The following is a 15,363-nucleotide window of genomic DNA, read 5'->3' on the forward strand; positions in this document are numbered from 1 at the left end:
GGAGAAGATCGCATGAACGCAGCCATCCGCCTCCCGGCCGAACAGGTCTATGCCTCCGAACTGCAGGCGCTCGCGCGCGACGATGATCGGCAAAAGCCTGCCGGCTGGAGCCTGTCGCCCAAAGCCGTGCTCACATATCTGATGGGCGGCAAGGCGAGCGACGGCACGCTCATCACGCCGAAATATGTCGGCCGTCGACAATTGATGGAAACCGCGGTGGCGACGCTCGCGACCGACCGGGCGCTGCTCCTGCTCGGCGTTCCCGGAACGGCGAAATCCTGGGTCTCGGAACATCTCGCCGGCGCCATCATGGGAAACTCGACGCTGATCGTGCAATGCACCGCTGGCACCGACGAGAACCAGATCCGCTATGGCTGGAACTATGCCCAGCTTCTGGCAAAGGGCCCGAGCCAGGATGCGCTGGTGCCGACGCCGCTCTACCGCGCCATGCAGGAAGGCAAGCTCTGCCGCCTGGAGGAACTGACGCGCATGGGCTCCGACGTGCAGGACACGCTGATCACCGTGCTTTCCGAAAAGATGATGCCGGTGCCGGAGCTGAACACCTCGATCTATGCGCAACGCGGCTTCAACATCATTGCCACCGCCAACAACCGCGACAAGGGCGTCAACGAGCTCTCTTCGGCGCTGAAGCGGCGCTTCAATGTCGTGGTGCTGCCGCTGCCGGAGGACATGGCGGAGGAGGTCTCGATCGTGTCCAGGCGCGTCGGCGAGATGGCCGGCGGCCTGGACCTGCCGGTGCCGAAAAACGTCGGCGAGGAGATTGCCCGGGTGCTCACGATCTTCCGCGAGCTGCGTTCCGGCGCGACCTCGGACGGCAAGGTGACGCTGAAGACACCATCGGGCTCGCTCTCCACCGCAGAGGCGATCGCCACCATGGTCAGCGGTCTCAGCCAGGCCGCGTGGTTCGACGGCGGCAAGCTCCATGCCGAAGGCCTCGCGCCCAGTCTTGTCGGCGCGATCGTCAAGGATCCGGTTCAGGACAAGGTGGTGCTGGAGGAATATCTGGAGACGGTGCTGAAGAAGCGGCCGGACTATGCCGGCTATTACGCGGCCCTCAATGCGGCGATCTGAGCGATGACGCAGGGCGGCGTCAGCTATTTCGGCATCCGCCATCACGGGCCTGGCTCCGCCGCGAGCCTGGTCAAGGCGCTGCAGGAATTGCAGCCGGTCGCTGTGCTGATCGAAGGGCCTGCGGATGCCTCGCCGCTGCTGCCGCTGCTTGCCAATCCCGACATGAAGCCACCGGTGGCGCTGCTCTGCTACCCGGAGGACGATCCCGTCGCGACCAGCTTCTGGCCCTTCGCCGAATTCTCTCCGGAATATCAGGCGGCGCTGTGGGCCGTCGCCAACAAGGCAGCGCTGCGCTTCATCGACCTGCCGTCTGCCGCTCGGCTTGCCGAGAAGACGCCTGAAGGATCGACGGACGCCGATGCCGCCGAAGCGGAGGCCACGGAAGGGCAGGGCGAAGAGGCTTTGCGGATTCATGATCCGATCGGCACCTTGGCGCGCGCCGCCGGCTATGACGACGGCGAAAGCTGGTGGTCGGACATCATCGAGCAGAATCCCGCGCCCGGCCCGATCTTCGCGGCTATCGCCGACGCGATGGCGACGCTGCGTGACGGCGAGACTTCGATCGGCAAGTTCGACGCCATGCGCGAGGCGCATATGCGCCTCGAGATCGCTGCCGCGCGGAAAGAATTCGATGGGCCGCTGGCCGTCGTCTGCGGCGCTTGGCATGTGCCTGCCTTGTGGACGGCGCACACGCAAAAGAGCGACCAGGCACTGCTCAAGGGCATCGGCCGGCGCAAGACCATGATGACCTTCGCACCCTGGACCGGGCCGCGCCTGGCGCTGGACTATGGATACGGCGCCGGCATCGTTGCGCCCGGTTGGTGCAAGCATCTGTGGCAGACGCGCGGGCAGGACGACGCCTCGGTCCTGTGGCTCGCGCGGATCGCTTCGGTTCTCAGGGCGAAAGGTCACATGATCTCGACCGCCTCGCTGATCGAGGCGGAGCGCCTGGCGCGTGCACTCGCCGCCATCCGCGAGCGGCCGAAGCCGGGATTCGAGGAGCTGCGCGATGCCTCGATCGCGGCCCTCTTCAACGGCGAGGCCTTGCTGTGGAAGATGGTCGAGGCCGAGCTGCTGCTGGGCGCCGATGTCGGCGAGATCCCGCCCGACACGCCGCTTGCGCCGCTAATCGACGACCTGCAGCGCAACCAGAAGGCCGCCCGGCTGAAGCCCGAGGCGCTCGAGCGGGAACTCTCCATCGACCTGCGCAGCGAGAGCGGGCTCTTCCGCTCGACGCTACTGCATCGGCTGAACGTGCTTGGCGTGAATTGGGGCAGGCTGACGGACGTCGGCCGCAGCCGCGGCACGTTCCGCGAGCGTTGGATGCTGGCATGGCAGCCGGAATATGCCGTCCGCCTGGTCGAGAACCTGATCTACGGACCGACCATCGAGAAAGCCGCCAATGGCCGCCTGGTCCAGATGATCGGCACTGCTTCGACGCTCGATGCGCTGGCCACTCTGGTCCAGAGCGCGATCACCGCCGCGCTAAGCGAGGCGTCCGCGGCCGGCCTCGCAGCGCTCGAGGAAAAGGCGGCGCGTAGCAGCGAGTGTCTGGAACTTCTCGCTTCGGTGCCGCCGCTGGCCGACATCATCCGCTATGGCGAAGCGCGCAAGACCGAGACCGAGCGCCTTGCCGGCCTGCTGGAGCGGCTGATCATCGAAGGCTCGATCGCGCTGCCTTACGCGGCGCGCGATCTCGACACGCAGGCCGCCGCGGCGCTGATGGGTGCGCTGCGCAAGGCCGACGAGGCGATCAGGCTGGTGGAGCCGGACGAACATGTCCTGAAGGCGTGGCAGGGTGGCCTGGCGGCCGTGCTCGACTCGTCGCGCTCGACGGCGCTCGTCGCCGGCTGTGCCGCGCATCTGCTCTACGAGGCCGGGCGGCTCTCCGCCGAAACCACGGCCGACCTTTTGGCAAAGCGGCTGTCGCCGGGAACGCCCGTCATCGATGCCGCCGCCTTCTTCGAAGGCTTCTTCAGCGGCGCCGGCCAGAGGCTGATCTATGACGAGGGGCTGCGCGGCGCCGTCGACGCCTGGCTGGCATCGCTCGACGAGGGAGCCTTCGTGGCGCATCTGCCCTTGCTGCGCCGCGTCTTTTCCAATCTCGACAGCATGGAGCGCCGGCGCCTGATCGAGGCCGTGCTTGGCAAAAGGGCAAGCCTGCCCGCCGGGCTGACGCCGACGCCCGATGGCGGCGAGGCCTGGCGCCGGCATTTTGGAATTCTTCGGAATCTGGTCGCGGGGGAGGCCGGTCATGGACGATGAAACGGTCGGGCCGGACCTCGATCCGACGGAAGAGATGCGAGAGCGTCGCTGGCGCCTGGCGATCGGCGCCGACGATGAGTCCTCCTCGGCGCTCTCGGCGGAGGACCGGCGGCTCTCGGCGGCGCTCGATGCGCTTTATGGCGACGGCAGCGGCGACGCCGGCGGCGATCCGCGCAAGCGGCGCGGCGGGCTAGGCCGCTCGGCGCCGCGTGTCGCGCAATGGATGGGCGATATCCGCTCGTTCTTCCCCGAGCAGGTCGTCCAGGTCGTGCAGAAGGACGCCTTCGAGCGGCTGAACCTGAAGCAGATGCTGATGGAGCCGGAATTCCTCAAGGCGATAGAGGCCGACGTCAATCTCGTCGCCGATTTGGTCTCGCTGCGCTCGGCGATGCCGGAGAAGACCAAGGACATCGCCCGCTCGATCATTTCAGACATCGTCGCCAAGCTGATGCAGCGCCTCGAGCAGAAAACCGCCGAAGCGATCCGCGGCGCGCTCGATAAGTCGCGGCGCACCTACCGGCCGCGCCAGCGCGACATTGACTGGCCGCGCACCATCGCGGCCAACCTTCGCCACTACCAGCCGGACCACAAGACGGTTGTGCCGGAAAAGCTGGTCGGCTTCATGCGCCGCCAGCGCCGGCTGGTCGACCTCGACGAGGTGACTTTATGCGTCGACCAGTCGGGCTCGATGGCAAGCTCGGTCATCTACGCCTCGATTTTCGCCGCTGTGATGGCCTCCTTGCCGGTCGTGCGCACCAAGCTCGTCTGCTTCGACACCGCGATTGTCGATTTGACAGAGGAGCTCAGCGATCCGGTCGAGGTGCTGTTCGGCGTCCAGCTCGGCGGCGGCACCGACATCAACCAGGCCGTCGCTTATTGCGCCGAGCGCATCGAGCGGCCGACCAAGGCGCATTTCGTGCTGATCACCGATCTCTACGAAGGCGGCAACGGCAAGGAGCTTCTCCAAAGGCTGGCTGCGCTGGTGCGGTTGGGCGTCAATGTCGTCGTGCTCTTGGCGCTCACCGACCAGGGCCGTCCCGGCTACGATCCTTCCATGGCCGGTTCGGTCGCGGCGTTGGGCATTCCGGTCTTTGCCTGCACGCCGGATCATTTCCCCGACATGATGGCGGCCGCGCTGCGCCGCGAGGATATCGGAGCCTGGGCAGCAGGCGCCGACATCAAGCTCATTCGCGCCGAGACCAATGCCGGCGAATAGCCGTCCATCGTCGCTCCGCTCAGAACATCTTCTCGTCGATCATCTCGAACCGCTCGACCTCGCAGTGCTGGCCGACCAGTGCCAGCACGTCCGTGGAGGGCTCGACTGCCTCAGGCTGCCGCCATCCCAGCGTGTAGGAAAACACGAAGCGGTCGCGGCCCGCGTCGTGTTCCATGCCTACGAAGCGCGCCGCATAGCCGAGCGGGCGTACCATCGCCTGAAGGTCCGGCGGTGAATTCTTGGGCCACGACACCGAAATGACCGCCTTGTGGTTGCGGGAGATCCTGAGATCGACCCATTTCAGCGCCTGCAGCGTCACCAGCGTCAGCACCGTCGCAATCGCGCCGAGGCCGAACTGACCGCCGCCGAAGGCCAGCCCGATCATCGTCATGATCCACATTGTGGCGGCGGTGGTCACACCGGTGACGAGATCGCCGCGCCTCAGGATGGTGCCGCCGCCGATGAAGCCGACGCCGGTGAGCACGCCGAGCGCGAAGCGCATCACATCGATGCGGACAAACGAGTCCGGCCCCCTGCCAGCGACATCGAGCAGCATGTTGGCCTGGACCATGGCCACGGCGGCCGCAAGGCCGACCAGTATCGTGGTGCGCAGTCCGGCGGAGTGGCCGCGCGCCTCGCGATTCAAGCCGATGAGAAAACCTGCGACCAGTGTCGCCAACAGCCGCACGACGAGATCCGGCCAGGTCGGATGAAGCGGCATGTCGCAGCAGAGCGGCTCGAACATCCTCGGTCAGGGCAGGGTCGGTGCCTTGTCCTCGATTGCGTCGGACGTTCAACTAAACTCGGCCGCGGATGGTTCCTTGGAGCAATTCCAGGAAAAGTGTGAACGGTCCGAAATTGCCTGAAAACAAAGAGACAGAGCGGTTTGGCGTTTCCGTGAAACGGCGAACCGCTCTAGCCGACGTCGCCCAGCTGCCTCCGATTCACCGGATGGCGAGACTGAGCACCAGCGCCAGCACCACAGCGCCGACCAGTCCGGCGATGAAGATGATGCGCTGAGCGCGCGTATGCAGGATGATTTCGCCCTGCCTGGCGTCTCGGCCCGAAAAGACCAGGGGTTCCTTGTCGTGATCCTTGCTCATAGTCCAATCCTTCCCTGCGAGTGGGCACAGAAGGTGTCAGGACATGAACCGATTTGCTGGCGTGAAGTTCCGCCGGATTTGGCGGCAATACCGGCGGGAGCGGCAAGCGCTCCCGCCATCGGCCGGCGAAATTCCCGGCTTTTAGCCGAACTTCGGGTCGAGGCTGCCCGACTTGTAGCGCTTGGCCATGTCCGACAGCGGGATCGGCTTGATCTTCGGCGCGTTGCCGGCAGTGCCGAACTGCTCGAAGCGCTCCTTGCAGAGCTTCTTCATCGCCGCCATGGCCGGGGTCAGGTATTTGCGCGGATCGAACTCCGACGGGTTCTCGGTCAGCACCTTGCGGATCGCGCCGGTCAGCGCCATGCGGTTGTCGGTATCGATGTTGATCTTGCGCACGCCGTGCTTGATGCCGCGCTGGATCTCCTCCACCGGCACGCCCCAGGTCGGCTTCATCTGGCCGCCATATTTGTTGATGATCTCCTGCAATTCCTCCGGCACCGAGGAGGAGCCGTGCATGACGAGATGCATGTTGGGCAGGCGGCGGTGGATCTCCTCGATCACGTTCATCGCCAGCACCGCGCCGTCCGGCTTGCGCGAGAATTTGTAGGCACCGTGGCTGGTGCCCATGGCGACCGCCAGCGCATCGACATGGGTGTCGCGCACGAACTGCTCGGCCTGCACCGGATCGGTGAGCAACTGGTCGTGGCTGATCGCGCCTTCGACGCCGTGGCCGTCTTCCTGCTCGCCGCCGCCGCTCTCCAGCGAGCCGAGCACGCCGATCTCGCCTTCGACCGAGACGCCGCCCCAATGCGCCATATCGACGACGCGCCGGGTGATGCCGGAATTATAGGCATAGTCGGCGGGCGTCTTGCCGTCCTCCTTCAGCGAGCCGTCCATCATCACCGAGGTGAAGCCGTACTGGATGGCGGTGACGCAGGTCGCTTCGTTGTTGCCATGGTCGAGATGCATGCAGACCGGGATATCGGGGTGGATCTCGACCAGCGCGTCGATCAGCTTGGCCAGCACCACGTCATTGGCGTAAGCGCGGGCGCCGCGGCTGGCCTGCAGGATGACCGGCGACTTGGTCTCCTCGGCCGCCTCCATGATGGCGAGCCCCTGTTCCATATTGTTCATGTTGAAGGCAGGCACTCCATAGCCGTGTTCGGCGGCATGGTCGAGCAATTGTCTCAGTGTGATGCGAGCCAACGAATAGTCTCCCGTATCTGGTTCGAGCCGTGTTTGAAAGGCCGCCCAGGCGGGCGGCCCGTTGCTTCTGGCCGGATTTCCGACGCACCGCAACCACTCTCGTTGCGGTGCTGAAATCCAAATCGGTTTAGTCTGTTGCTCAGGCGGCGATGCGTGCGCGTGCGGCAAGGATTTCGGCGCAGGCCTTTGCCGCTTCCTTGCCCTTGACCTGGAAATGCTCATGGAAGAAGCGGTGGTGCTCGGCGCTCTCATGGTAATTGTGCGGCGTCAGTACGGCCGAGAGCACCGGCACGCCGGTCGCGAGCTGCACGCTCATCATGCCGTCGATGACGGCGCTCGTCACGAAATCGTGCCGGTAGATGCCGCCATTGACGACGAAGGCGGTGCTGAGGATGGCGGCATAGCGGCCCGTTTCGGCGAGCGTCTTGGCGTGCAGCGGGATCTCGTAGGCGCCCGGCACGTCGAAGATCTCCACGGCAAAGCCGCCGAGCGCGGCAAGTTCCGCCTCGAAGGCCGTGACGCACTGGTCGACGATGTCGGCATGCCAGCGCGCCCGGATGACGGCGACGCGGCGGGTTTGTTGGTCTTTGGGGAAATGCTGATTCATGGGTCCTTCCTTCCGTTTCGAACCAGAATCAGGACGCACGACGCAAAAACCGGCCCGCGCGAGCGGGCCGTCCTTGCGTACGTTCTCTTCCATCCGGACTGTAACCGTCGGCTCCGGAATCGCACCGGATCTGCTGACCCTCCTATTACCGGGAGGCGCTCGCGGGCTTGGGTCGAAACCCTTACCGCCGGTGGGGACTTTCACCCCGCCCTGAGAACATTAACGTGGCTTGTATGGAAGGGGCGGAAGGCGCTGTCAATTGGCGACTAGCCAATCTCCCCCCTTGTGGGGGAGATGCCCGGCAGGGCAGAGGGGGGGCGCGAAGGATCGCGGCGCTACAGGATCAAGGTTCCTCACCCCCACGAATGTGGGGGAGAGGTGGCTCGGCGAAGCCGAGACGGAGAGGGGAGCGCCCTACGAAGTCCCCTCTCCGGCCGCTACGCGGCCACCTCTCCCCCGCTGATGGCGGGGGCGAGGAACTCAAGCACTAGCTGGCGGGACAGCGCCCCCCTCTGTCCTGCCGGACATCTCCCCCACAAGGGGGGAGATCAGCTATTATCCACGCTCCGGGAACATCGCCTTCAACCCCTCGCGCGAAGCCTTCGCCACGCCGCGTTCGGTGATCAGCCCTGTCACCAGACGCGCCGGCGTCACGTCGAAGGCAGGGTTCGCCGCCGGCGTGGCGTCGGGCGAGACGCGCACTTGAGCGACCTTGCCGTCCGCGGTCTTGCCCCAGACGAGCGAAACCTCGTCGCCGGAGCGTTCCTCGATCGGGATCTCGGCAAGCCCGTCGGCGACAGTCCAGTCGATGGTGGGCGAGGGGAGCGCGACGTAGAAGGGCACGTCGTTATCGGCGGCGGCCAAAGCCTTGAGATAGGTGCCGATCTTGTTGCAGACGTCGCCATTGGCGGTGGTGCGGTCGGTGCCGACGATCACCATGTCGATATCGCCATGCTGCATCAAATGGCCGCCGGCATTGTCGACGATCAGCGTGTGCGGCACGCCGTGGCCGGCCATCTCCCAGGCCGTCAGCTGGGCGCCCTGGTTGCGCGGCCTGGTCTCGTCGACATAGACATGGACCGGAATGCCGGCCTCGGTCGCCAGATAGATCGGCGCGGTGGCGGTGCCGTAGTCGACCGTCGCCAGCCAGCCGGCATTGCAATGGGTCAGGATGTTGACGGTCTCGCCCGGCTTCTTCTTCGCCGCGATCTCCTTGATGATGGCAAGCCCGTTCTCGCCGATGGCGCGGTTGAGCCCAACGTCCTCGTCGGCGATCTCGGCGGCGCGCCGGTACGCCGCCTCGGCGCGCTGTTCCGGCGCGAGCGGCTTGAGGAAACGCCGCATCTCGTCCAGCGCCCAGCGCAGGTTGATAGCCGTCGGCCGCGTCTTGTGCAGCGTCTCCCACACCGCGTCGAGCGCTGCGTCCGATGGATCGTCGGTCATCTGGATGGCGACGCCAAAGGCCGCGGTGACGCCGATCAGCGGCGCGCCGCGCACCCACATGTCGCGGATCGCGGTGGCGATGCCGGCGACGGTTCCGATCCGCTCGACGCGGAACTCGTGCGGCAGCCAGCGCTGGTCGATGACCTCGACCGAACGCTTGTCGTCGCTCAGCCAGATGGTGCGGTAGTGGCGCTCACCGACGTTCAAAGTCCATTCTCCTGTTCGATCAGCGCGGCCAGGGTATTGACCTCGTCGATGCTGTGGATCTGACGCCGGTTGACGGCGATGTGACGGCCGAAGCGCAAAGCCTTGGCCTCACATGTGGCGCGCAGGTTTTCATCGGCAATGGTCTCGAAATCGGCATTGTGGGCGAGGCCGAGGATGCGCCGATGGACTTCGATGCCGGCGAAACCGAGCAGGTCGGTCCAGATGCCGCCAAGCATGTGGTCGAGCGCCTGTTCGGCGCCGAGCCGATCGCCCTGATCCTCGAACAGGCTCTTCTGGTAGAGTATGCCGGTGCGCTCGGTGCGCCACAGATGCGAGAACTCGGCGCGGAAGACGGCCCAGGTTTCGGCCGTGACCGTGAGCAGGTAGGCGCGCATCGAGTCCCGGCTTTTCTTCTGCTCGTGGCCGCGCTGCGAGAAGAAGGCCATCCAGAAATTCGCAAGCAGCATGCCGACATCGAAGGCGATCGGCCCATAGAAGGCGAACTCCGGATCGATCATCCGGGTCTCGGTGTCGGTGACCATGATCGAGCCGGAATGCAGGTCGCCATGCAGCAATGTCTCGGCATTGGCGGCGAAGAGATGCTTCAGCCGCTGCGCCTCGACCTTGAGGTTGCGGTCGGCGCGCAATTCGGCCACCAGCCCGTCGAGCTGCGGGCTGGTGTGCCGGTTCATCGTGGCGTCGAAATAAGGGTCGGAGAACACCAGGTTCTCGGTGATGTCGCAAAGCTCGACATTGTCGGCGAACAGAGCGAGATCGGCCTTGCGATCTCTGGCGATCATCGACAGGTCGGAACCGCGGAACAAAGTGCGGGCCATGAACAGGCCGATGTCGCGCGCGATATTCGGCAGCTCGCGGCCGTCGATCAGCGCCCGCCGCAGGATAATGTGCGGCGGCGCCAGATACTCCATGACGATTAGCGCCTGATCCTCGTCGAAATGGTAGATCGCCGGCACCGAGCCGGGCGCCCGGCGCTCCTGCCTGGTCAGCGCGTGATATTCGAAGAAGGATCGCTTCAAGGGCAGCGGCCAGCTGTCGCCGACCAGCCGCACATAGGGCAGCGCCTGCTTGACCACCGCGGCGCCCTTGTCGCCTTCAACGATGAAGACAAGGTTCAAATTGCCGTCGCCGACCTCGCGTACCTTCCAGCGGCTGGCATCCTTGCCGATCCGCTCGCTCAGCGCCGCGGTCTCGCCAAGGCGCTTCGGCAGCGTCTCCACCGACAATGCTTCGAACTTTCCGGTCATCCTCACCCCTCCTGCTCGTGGTCGCCAACGATAGCGGAGCCACGGCGGCGGGGCCAAGCTAGGAAGCGCTCTGGCAAATGTCAATCGTGTTGACAATTGCCGAATGAGCCCATAGCGTCACCGGTCAGGGAGGAACGAATGGGCGCAGATGCCGTGTTCCGTGTGGAGGGCCTGAGGAAATCCTTCGGCCAGAACGAGGTGCTTGGCGGCATCTCGCTGGACCTCTATGCGGGCGAGGTCACCGTGCTGATGGGCGCCAACGGCGCCGGCAAATCCACCCTGGTCAAGATCGTCAGCGGCGTTTACACGCACGGCGCCGGCACGATGCGGCTCGCCGGTCGGGCATTCGACCCCGGCACGCCGGCGGAAGCGATCCGCGCCGGCGTCGTCACCGTGCACCAGAACATCAATGACGGCGTGGTGGCCGACCTCGATGTCGCCACCAACCTGACGCTCGACCGGTTGAGCGGCAAGGGCGCATCGCTGCTGTTCAAGCCTGCCAATGTCCGCGCCGAGGCCAGGGCCGTCGCCGACCGTATGGGGCTCGCAATCGACCTCAGGGCGCGTGTCGCCGACCTCTCACTCGCCGACCGGCAGATGGTGGCCATTGCCCGCGCCATGGCGCACCAGCCGAAAGTGCTGATCCTGGACGAGCCGACCTCGTCGCTGTCGAGCGCCGAGGCCGACCGGCTGTTCGCGCTGATCGACCGCCTGCGCGGGCAGGGTGTCGCGATCCTCTACATCTCGCACCGCATGTCGGACATCAGGCGGCTGGCCGACCGCATCGTTTCGATGCGCGACGGCGTCATCTCCGGCGTCTTCGACCGCAAGCCGCTCGACTATGAGGGGGCGGTCAACGCCATGCTCGGCCGCAAGATCCATCTCGACCGGGTCGTCGCCAGGAATTCGGCGCGAGCCATCTTCTCCGCCGAAGGCCTGCAACTGGCGCATGGCGCCAGGCCGATCTCGATGACGCTCGGCGCCGGCGAGGTGGTTGCGATCACTGGCCTGGTCGGCGTCGGCAAGACGGCGCTCGCCGAGACGCTGTTCGGCGTGCGCAGGCTGCTGGCCGGCACCATGCATATGGACGGCAGGCCCTACGCGCCAGGATCCGCGCGCGAGGCGATTGCCGCCGGCGTCTACCTTGTTGCCAAGGACCGCGCGATGAGCGGCATCGTCGGCGGCTTCGACATCGAGCGCAACATCAGCCTGCCGTTCCTGAAGCGCATGTCCGGCTTTGGCGTCATGAAGCACCGCGCGGAGCGCGCGGCCGCGCGCCGCCAGATCGACGAGCTCGGCATCGTCTGCCGCTCCGAGAAGGATGATCTGTCGGCGCTTTCGGGCGGCAACCAGCAGAAGGTGATGGTGGCGCGCTGGATGTCGCAGACTTCGCGCCTGTTCATTCTGGACGAGCCGTTCCAGGGCGTCGACATCTCGGCAAGGCGCGACATCGCAGCCAAGCTCAGGGCAAGCGCCGACGGCCGCGCCACCCTGCTCTTCGTCACCGAGATCGACGAGGCGCTGGAGACCGCCGACCGCATCCTGGTGATGTCGGAACAGACGATCGTCGGCGAGCACAGGAACGATGACATCGATCTCGATCGGCTGCTGGCTGAAGTGGCCGGCGGGCCGCTGCACAGCGCGGCGTGAGATCGCACGGATGACGAGACTTGGAGTGCAGGCATGAGTTCCAGTTTGGCGGAGAGGGCGACGGCGCGGGAGCGTTCGATGACACTGCGTGATTATGCTATCCGCTATGGCTTCATCGTCCTTCTGGTCGGGCTGATCGCCTATTTCGCGGTCGCCGCCGACGGTTTCGCCTCGCCGCAAAGCGCGGTCTTCATCTTCCAGTCGGTGGCGATCACCGGCGTGCTGGCGCTCGGCGTCACCGCGACGCTGGTCGTCGGCGGCTTCGACCTTTCGATCGGCTCGGTCGCCACCAGCGCCATGATGGCGGCGTCCTATGCCATGGTGGTGCTGGAGCAGAACGCAATCGTCGCCGTCATCGCCTGCCTGGTTATCGGCGTCGTTGTCGGCCTGATCAACGGCTGGCTGATCGTCTATATGCGCGTGCCTGATCTCTTGGCGACGCTCGGCATGATGTTCCTGCTGCTCGGCCTGCAGCGTATCCCGACCGAAGGCCGCTCGATCGCCACCGGCATGACGATGCCCGACGGCTCGGTCGCCAACGGCAAGTTCTCAGAAACCTTCCTGGCGCTCGGACGCCACCGCATCGACTTCTTCATCCCGAGCCTGATCCCGGTCTCGGTGGTGGTGCTGGTCGTGCTTGCGGTGCTGATCTGGTTCTTCCTCGAATACACCCGCTTCGGCCGCATGATGTATGCCGTCGGCAGCAACGAGCGCGCCGCCGAACTCGCCGGCGCGCCTGTCAAGGCATACAAAATCTGGGCTTACGTCATTTCTGGAGTTTTTGCCTCGATCGGCGGGATTTTGCTCGCCGCCCGGCTTGGACGCGGCGACATCGCCTCGGGTAATAATCTCCTGCTCGACGCAGTAGCGGCGGCGCTGATCGGCTACGCGGTGCTTGGCGCCGCCAAGCCCAACGCCTTCGGCACCGCCGTCGGCGCGGTGTTCGTCGGCGTCCTGCTGCAAGGCCTGACGATGATGAACGCCCCTTACTACACGCAGGATTTCGTCAAGGGCGCGGTGCTCGTCGTCGCCCTTGTCTTCACCTTCGCCCTTTCCGGCAGGGGCAAGAGATAGTTTCGACCGGGGCATTGATGAGAACACAACGGAGGAAAAAGTGAGCATCACAAGAAGACTTTTGGGGAAGGCCGCACTTGGCCTTGCGGGCGCGGCGCTGCTGATACAGGGCACGGCATTGGCGGCGGACCGTCCGGCGCCGTTCGACAAGCCGGGCGTCAAGATCGCGCTGGTGCGCTATCTCTCGACCGGTGACTTCTTCCAGGCCTATCTCTCCGGTGTCGAGGCGCAGGCCAAGGCGCTCGGCGTCGACCTGCGCGTGCTGGACAGCCGTCAGGACGCGGCGCTCCAGGCCGACATGGTCGACCAGGCCATCGCGCTCGGCGTGCAGGGCATCATCATCCAGCACGGCCTGACGGAATCGATGAAGGACGCCGCCCAGCGTGCGGTCGATGCCGGCATCAAGGTCGTGGCCTTCGACGTCAATGTCGAGAACCCGAAAATCCCGCAGATCGAGCAGTCCGACCGCGACCTCGCAAAGCTCGCGCTCGAGCAGGCGGTCAAGGACAATGGCGAGAGCTGGAAGGCCGGGTATGTCTATGTCGCCGGCATCGCGCCGCTCGACCGCCGCAACGAGACCTGGGTCGACGTGAAGAAGAAATATTCGGGCATCAGCGAGGTCGCGATGTTCGGGACGCTCGACAACCCGATCGCCAACTCGGTCGCCAACCAGGCGCGCTCGGTGCTGCAGGCGCATCCCGACATCAAGGTGATGTTCGCGCCTTATGACGAGTTCGCCAAGGGCGTGAAGATCGCCGTCGACGAGGCGGGCCTCAACAAGGGCATCAAGATCTATTCGGCCGACATCTCGACCTCGGATATCGCTGCGATGCGCGAGGCGGACAGCGCCTGGGCGGCAACCGCCGCCACCAACCCGGCCGTCGTCGGGCAGGTGTCGGTGCGGGCGCTTGCGCAACTGCTCGCCGGCGAGGATCCCGGCCACAACGTCATCGTGCCGCCGACGCTGATCACCCAGAAGGAGCTCGTCGACAAGGACATCAAGAACATGGAGGACCTGTCGGCCAAGCTGCCGCAGTTCGCCCATGCCGATGTCGCCATGCCCGCCTGGATGCCGAACCCGAACGCCAAGTAGTGTTCAGCCATCTGCCAAAGAAAGAGCGGCTCTAGGGCCGCTCTTTTTGTTTCTCCGGTCGCTCAGATCGATCGCGCGGCCCGCGCCAGCCCATGCGCCACCAAGCGGTCGATGACCTCCGGGTAGCTGATGCCGCTTGCCGCCATCGCCTTGGCGTACATGCTGATGTTGGTGAAGCCGGGAATGGTATTGAGTTCGTTAACCAGGAACGTCATGTCGGGCATCAGGAAAAAGTCGACACGCGCCATGCCGTCGCAACCGACGGCTCTGAAGGCCCTCGCGGCCATGTCGCGCATGCCTTGCTCGACCTCCGGCGGCAGTTCCGCCGGCACGATCAATGCCGCGCCATTTTCGTCGATATACTTGGCATTGTAGTTGTAGAAGCCGTGACTTTCGGCGGGCACGATCTCGCCCGGTCGTGAGACGAAGAGTTCGCCTTCGGGATCTTCCAGCACGCTGTACTCGATCTCGCGGCCACGAACGAATTCCTCCGCCAGCAGTTTGCGATCGTGCTGGAAGGCTTCCTCGAGTGCCCGATCGAATTCCTGGCTGGCATTGACCTTTGCGACGCCAACCGACGAGCCTTGCCGCGCCGGCTTGATGAACAGCGGCAGACCAAGCTGATCTTCCAGCACGGCGAGGGAAGGTGCTGCGCCCGCGTCGATCGTCACCGAACGCGCGACAGGCACTCCCGCCGCCTTCAGCAGCCGCTTGGCGATATCCTTGTCGAGGGCCGTGGCCGAACCCAGGATGCCGCAGCCGGCAAGCGGCACTTGCGCTACTTCGGCTAGCCCCTGGGCGGCGCCGTCCTCGCCATGGAGACCGTGCAGGACCGGGAACAGGATATCGATGGCGGGCAGTTCATGCGGTGGCCCGCCGGCCGGAATGGCCAGCATCCGTCCATGCCCGCCCGGCACCAGGCAGATATCCGTGCCGCTTGACGGTGTCGCTAGCGCCCCGTCCCGGTAGCTGCTCAGCAGCCAGTGGCCCTCGCGTGTGACGAAGATCGGAACGGCATCGTATTTCGCCGGATCTAGCGCATGCATGACATTGGCCGCCGAAAGCAGCGACACCTCGTGCTCGGCCGAGCGACCACCGAACAGCACACCGATACGCAGTTTTTTCGCGGCCACGGACATCTC

13 protein-coding genes and 1 riboswitch are annotated in these 15,363 nt (G+C 65.4%); of the genes, 6 read left to right on the forward strand and 7 right to left on the reverse strand.

The window, feature by feature from the left end; genetic code table 11:
* Positions 1 to 12 precede the first annotated feature (12 nt).
* Genes RFN30_RS00815 through RFN30_RS00825 form a run of 3 tightly spaced genes read left to right on the forward strand, consistent with a single transcriptional unit; the run spans position 13 to position 4,573 of the window.
* Complete coding sequence (locus RFN30_RS00815) at positions 13 to 1,092, forward strand: ATP-binding protein (protein ID WP_320260243.1); 1,080 nt, start codon at positions 13 to 15, stop codon at positions 1,090 to 1,092.
* 3 nt (positions 1,093 to 1,095) lie between these two features.
* Positions 1,096 to 3,357, forward strand: coding sequence for a DUF5682 family protein (locus tag RFN30_RS00820; protein WP_320260244.1), 2,262 nt, complete (start codon positions 1,096 to 1,098; stop codon positions 3,355 to 3,357).
* A complete protein-coding gene (locus RFN30_RS00825) occupies positions 3,347 to 4,573 on the forward strand; it encodes a VWA domain-containing protein (protein ID WP_320260245.1) in 1,227 nt (408 codons plus the stop codon). The genes RFN30_RS00820 and RFN30_RS00825 overlap by 11 nt, the downstream gene beginning before the upstream one ends.
* A gap of 19 nt (positions 4,574 to 4,592) precedes the next feature.
* Here the strand turns inward: RFN30_RS00825 and RFN30_RS00830 are convergent, their stop codons facing one another.
* The 6 genes from RFN30_RS00830 to mtnK all read right to left on the reverse strand — a co-directional run bounded on the left by RFN30_RS00830 (position 4,593) and on the right by mtnK (position 10,404).
* Positions 4,593 to 5,318: an MgtC/SapB family protein gene (locus RFN30_RS00830; RefSeq protein ID WP_320260246.1), complete on the reverse strand. Its 726-nt coding sequence runs from the start codon at positions 5,316 to 5,318 to the stop codon at positions 4,593 to 4,595.
* Between the two features lie 199 nt (positions 5,319 to 5,517).
* On the reverse strand, positions 5,518 to 5,676 hold the full coding sequence (locus tag RFN30_RS00835) for a peptide ABC transporter permease (protein ID WP_320260247.1): 159 nt from the start codon (positions 5,674 to 5,676) through the stop codon (positions 5,518 to 5,520).
* A 141-nt stretch (positions 5,677 to 5,817) separates the two neighbouring features.
* On the reverse strand, positions 5,818 to 6,882 hold the full coding sequence (gene fba, locus RFN30_RS00840) for a class II fructose-bisphosphate aldolase (RefSeq protein WP_320260248.1): 1,065 nt from the start codon (positions 6,880 to 6,882) through the stop codon (positions 5,818 to 5,820).
* A 139-nt stretch (positions 6,883 to 7,021) separates the two neighbouring features.
* Positions 7,022 to 7,489 (reverse strand): 6,7-dimethyl-8-ribityllumazine synthase, encoded by a 468-nt coding sequence (locus RFN30_RS00845; RefSeq protein WP_320260249.1) that lies wholly within the window; start codon positions 7,487 to 7,489, stop codon positions 7,022 to 7,024.
* A gap of 77 nt (positions 7,490 to 7,566) precedes the next feature.
* Positions 7,567 to 7,711, reverse strand: a riboswitch (FMN riboswitch).
* 333 nt (positions 7,712 to 8,044) lie between these two features.
* Positions 8,045 to 9,139 carry an S-methyl-5-thioribose-1-phosphate isomerase gene (gene mtnA, locus RFN30_RS00850; protein ID WP_320260250.1) on the reverse strand — a complete coding sequence of 365 codons (1,095 nt, stop codon included), beginning with the start codon at positions 9,137 to 9,139 and terminating at the stop codon, positions 8,045 to 8,047.
* Positions 9,136 to 10,404 carry an S-methyl-5-thioribose kinase gene (gene mtnK, locus RFN30_RS00855; protein WP_320260251.1) on the reverse strand — a complete coding sequence of 423 codons (1,269 nt, stop codon included), beginning with the start codon at positions 10,402 to 10,404 and terminating at the stop codon, positions 9,136 to 9,138. Before mtnK ends, mtnA begins: the two co-directional genes overlap by 4 nt.
* A 138-nt stretch (positions 10,405 to 10,542) precedes the next feature.
* On the opposite strand from mtnK, the gene RFN30_RS00860 reads away from it, so the two are divergent.
* From RFN30_RS00860 to RFN30_RS00870, 3 genes are all read left to right on the forward strand, one after another.
* Positions 10,543 to 12,054: a sugar ABC transporter ATP-binding protein gene (locus RFN30_RS00860; RefSeq protein WP_320260252.1), complete on the forward strand. Its 1,512-nt coding sequence runs from the start codon at positions 10,543 to 10,545 to the stop codon at positions 12,052 to 12,054.
* Positions 12,055 to 12,132: 78 nt separating this feature from the next.
* Positions 12,133 to 13,128: an ABC transporter permease gene (locus RFN30_RS00865; RefSeq protein ID WP_320260253.1), complete on the forward strand. Its 996-nt coding sequence runs from the start codon at positions 12,133 to 12,135 to the stop codon at positions 13,126 to 13,128.
* Between the two features lie 40 nt (positions 13,129 to 13,168).
* Positions 13,169 to 14,221, forward strand: coding sequence for a substrate-binding domain-containing protein (locus RFN30_RS00870; protein WP_320260254.1), 1,053 nt, complete (start codon positions 13,169 to 13,171; stop codon positions 14,219 to 14,221).
* 62 nt (positions 14,222 to 14,283) lie between these two features.
* Here the strand turns inward: RFN30_RS00870 and RFN30_RS00875 are convergent, their stop codons facing one another.
* Entirely contained in the window at positions 14,284 to 15,354 is a 1,071-nt protein-coding gene (locus RFN30_RS00875; RefSeq protein ID WP_430698459.1) for a D-alanine--D-alanine ligase family protein, read from the reverse strand.
* Between the last annotated feature and the right edge of the window lie 9 nt (positions 15,355 to 15,363).

Origin of the sequence: Mesorhizobium dulcispinae (assembly GCF_033977345.1) — a bacterium.
Taxonomy (GTDB): domain Bacteria; phylum Pseudomonadota; class Alphaproteobacteria; order Rhizobiales; family Rhizobiaceae; genus Mesorhizobium; species Mesorhizobium dulcispinae.

Coding starts and splice junctions, on each gene's coding strand:
- RFN30_RS00815 (WP_320260243.1), top strand. CDS start 13: ATGAACGCAGCCATCCGCCTCCCGGCCGAACAGGTCTATGCCTCCGAA.
- RFN30_RS00820 (WP_320260244.1), top strand. CDS start 1,096: ATGACGCAGGGCGGCGTCAGCTATTTCGGCATCCGCCATCACGGGCCT.
- RFN30_RS00825 (WP_320260245.1), top strand. CDS start 3,347: ATGGACGATGAAACGGTCGGGCCGGACCTCGATCCGACGGAAGAGATG.
- RFN30_RS00830 (WP_320260246.1), bottom strand. CDS start 5,318: ATGTTCGAGCCGCTCTGCTGCGACATGCCGCTTCATCCGACCTGGCCG.
- RFN30_RS00835 (WP_320260247.1), bottom strand. CDS start 5,676: ATGAGCAAGGATCACGACAAGGAACCCCTGGTCTTTTCGGGCCGAGAC.
- RFN30_RS00845 (WP_320260249.1), bottom strand. CDS start 7,489: ATGAATCAGCATTTCCCCAAAGACCAACAAACCCGCCGCGTCGCCGTC.
- mtnK (WP_320260251.1), bottom strand. CDS start 10,404: ATGACCGGAAAGTTCGAAGCATTGTCGGTGGAGACGCTGCCGAAGCGC.
- RFN30_RS00860 (WP_320260252.1), top strand. CDS start 10,543: ATGGGCGCAGATGCCGTGTTCCGTGTGGAGGGCCTGAGGAAATCCTTC.
- RFN30_RS00865 (WP_320260253.1), top strand. CDS start 12,133: ATGACACTGCGTGATTATGCTATCCGCTATGGCTTCATCGTCCTTCTG.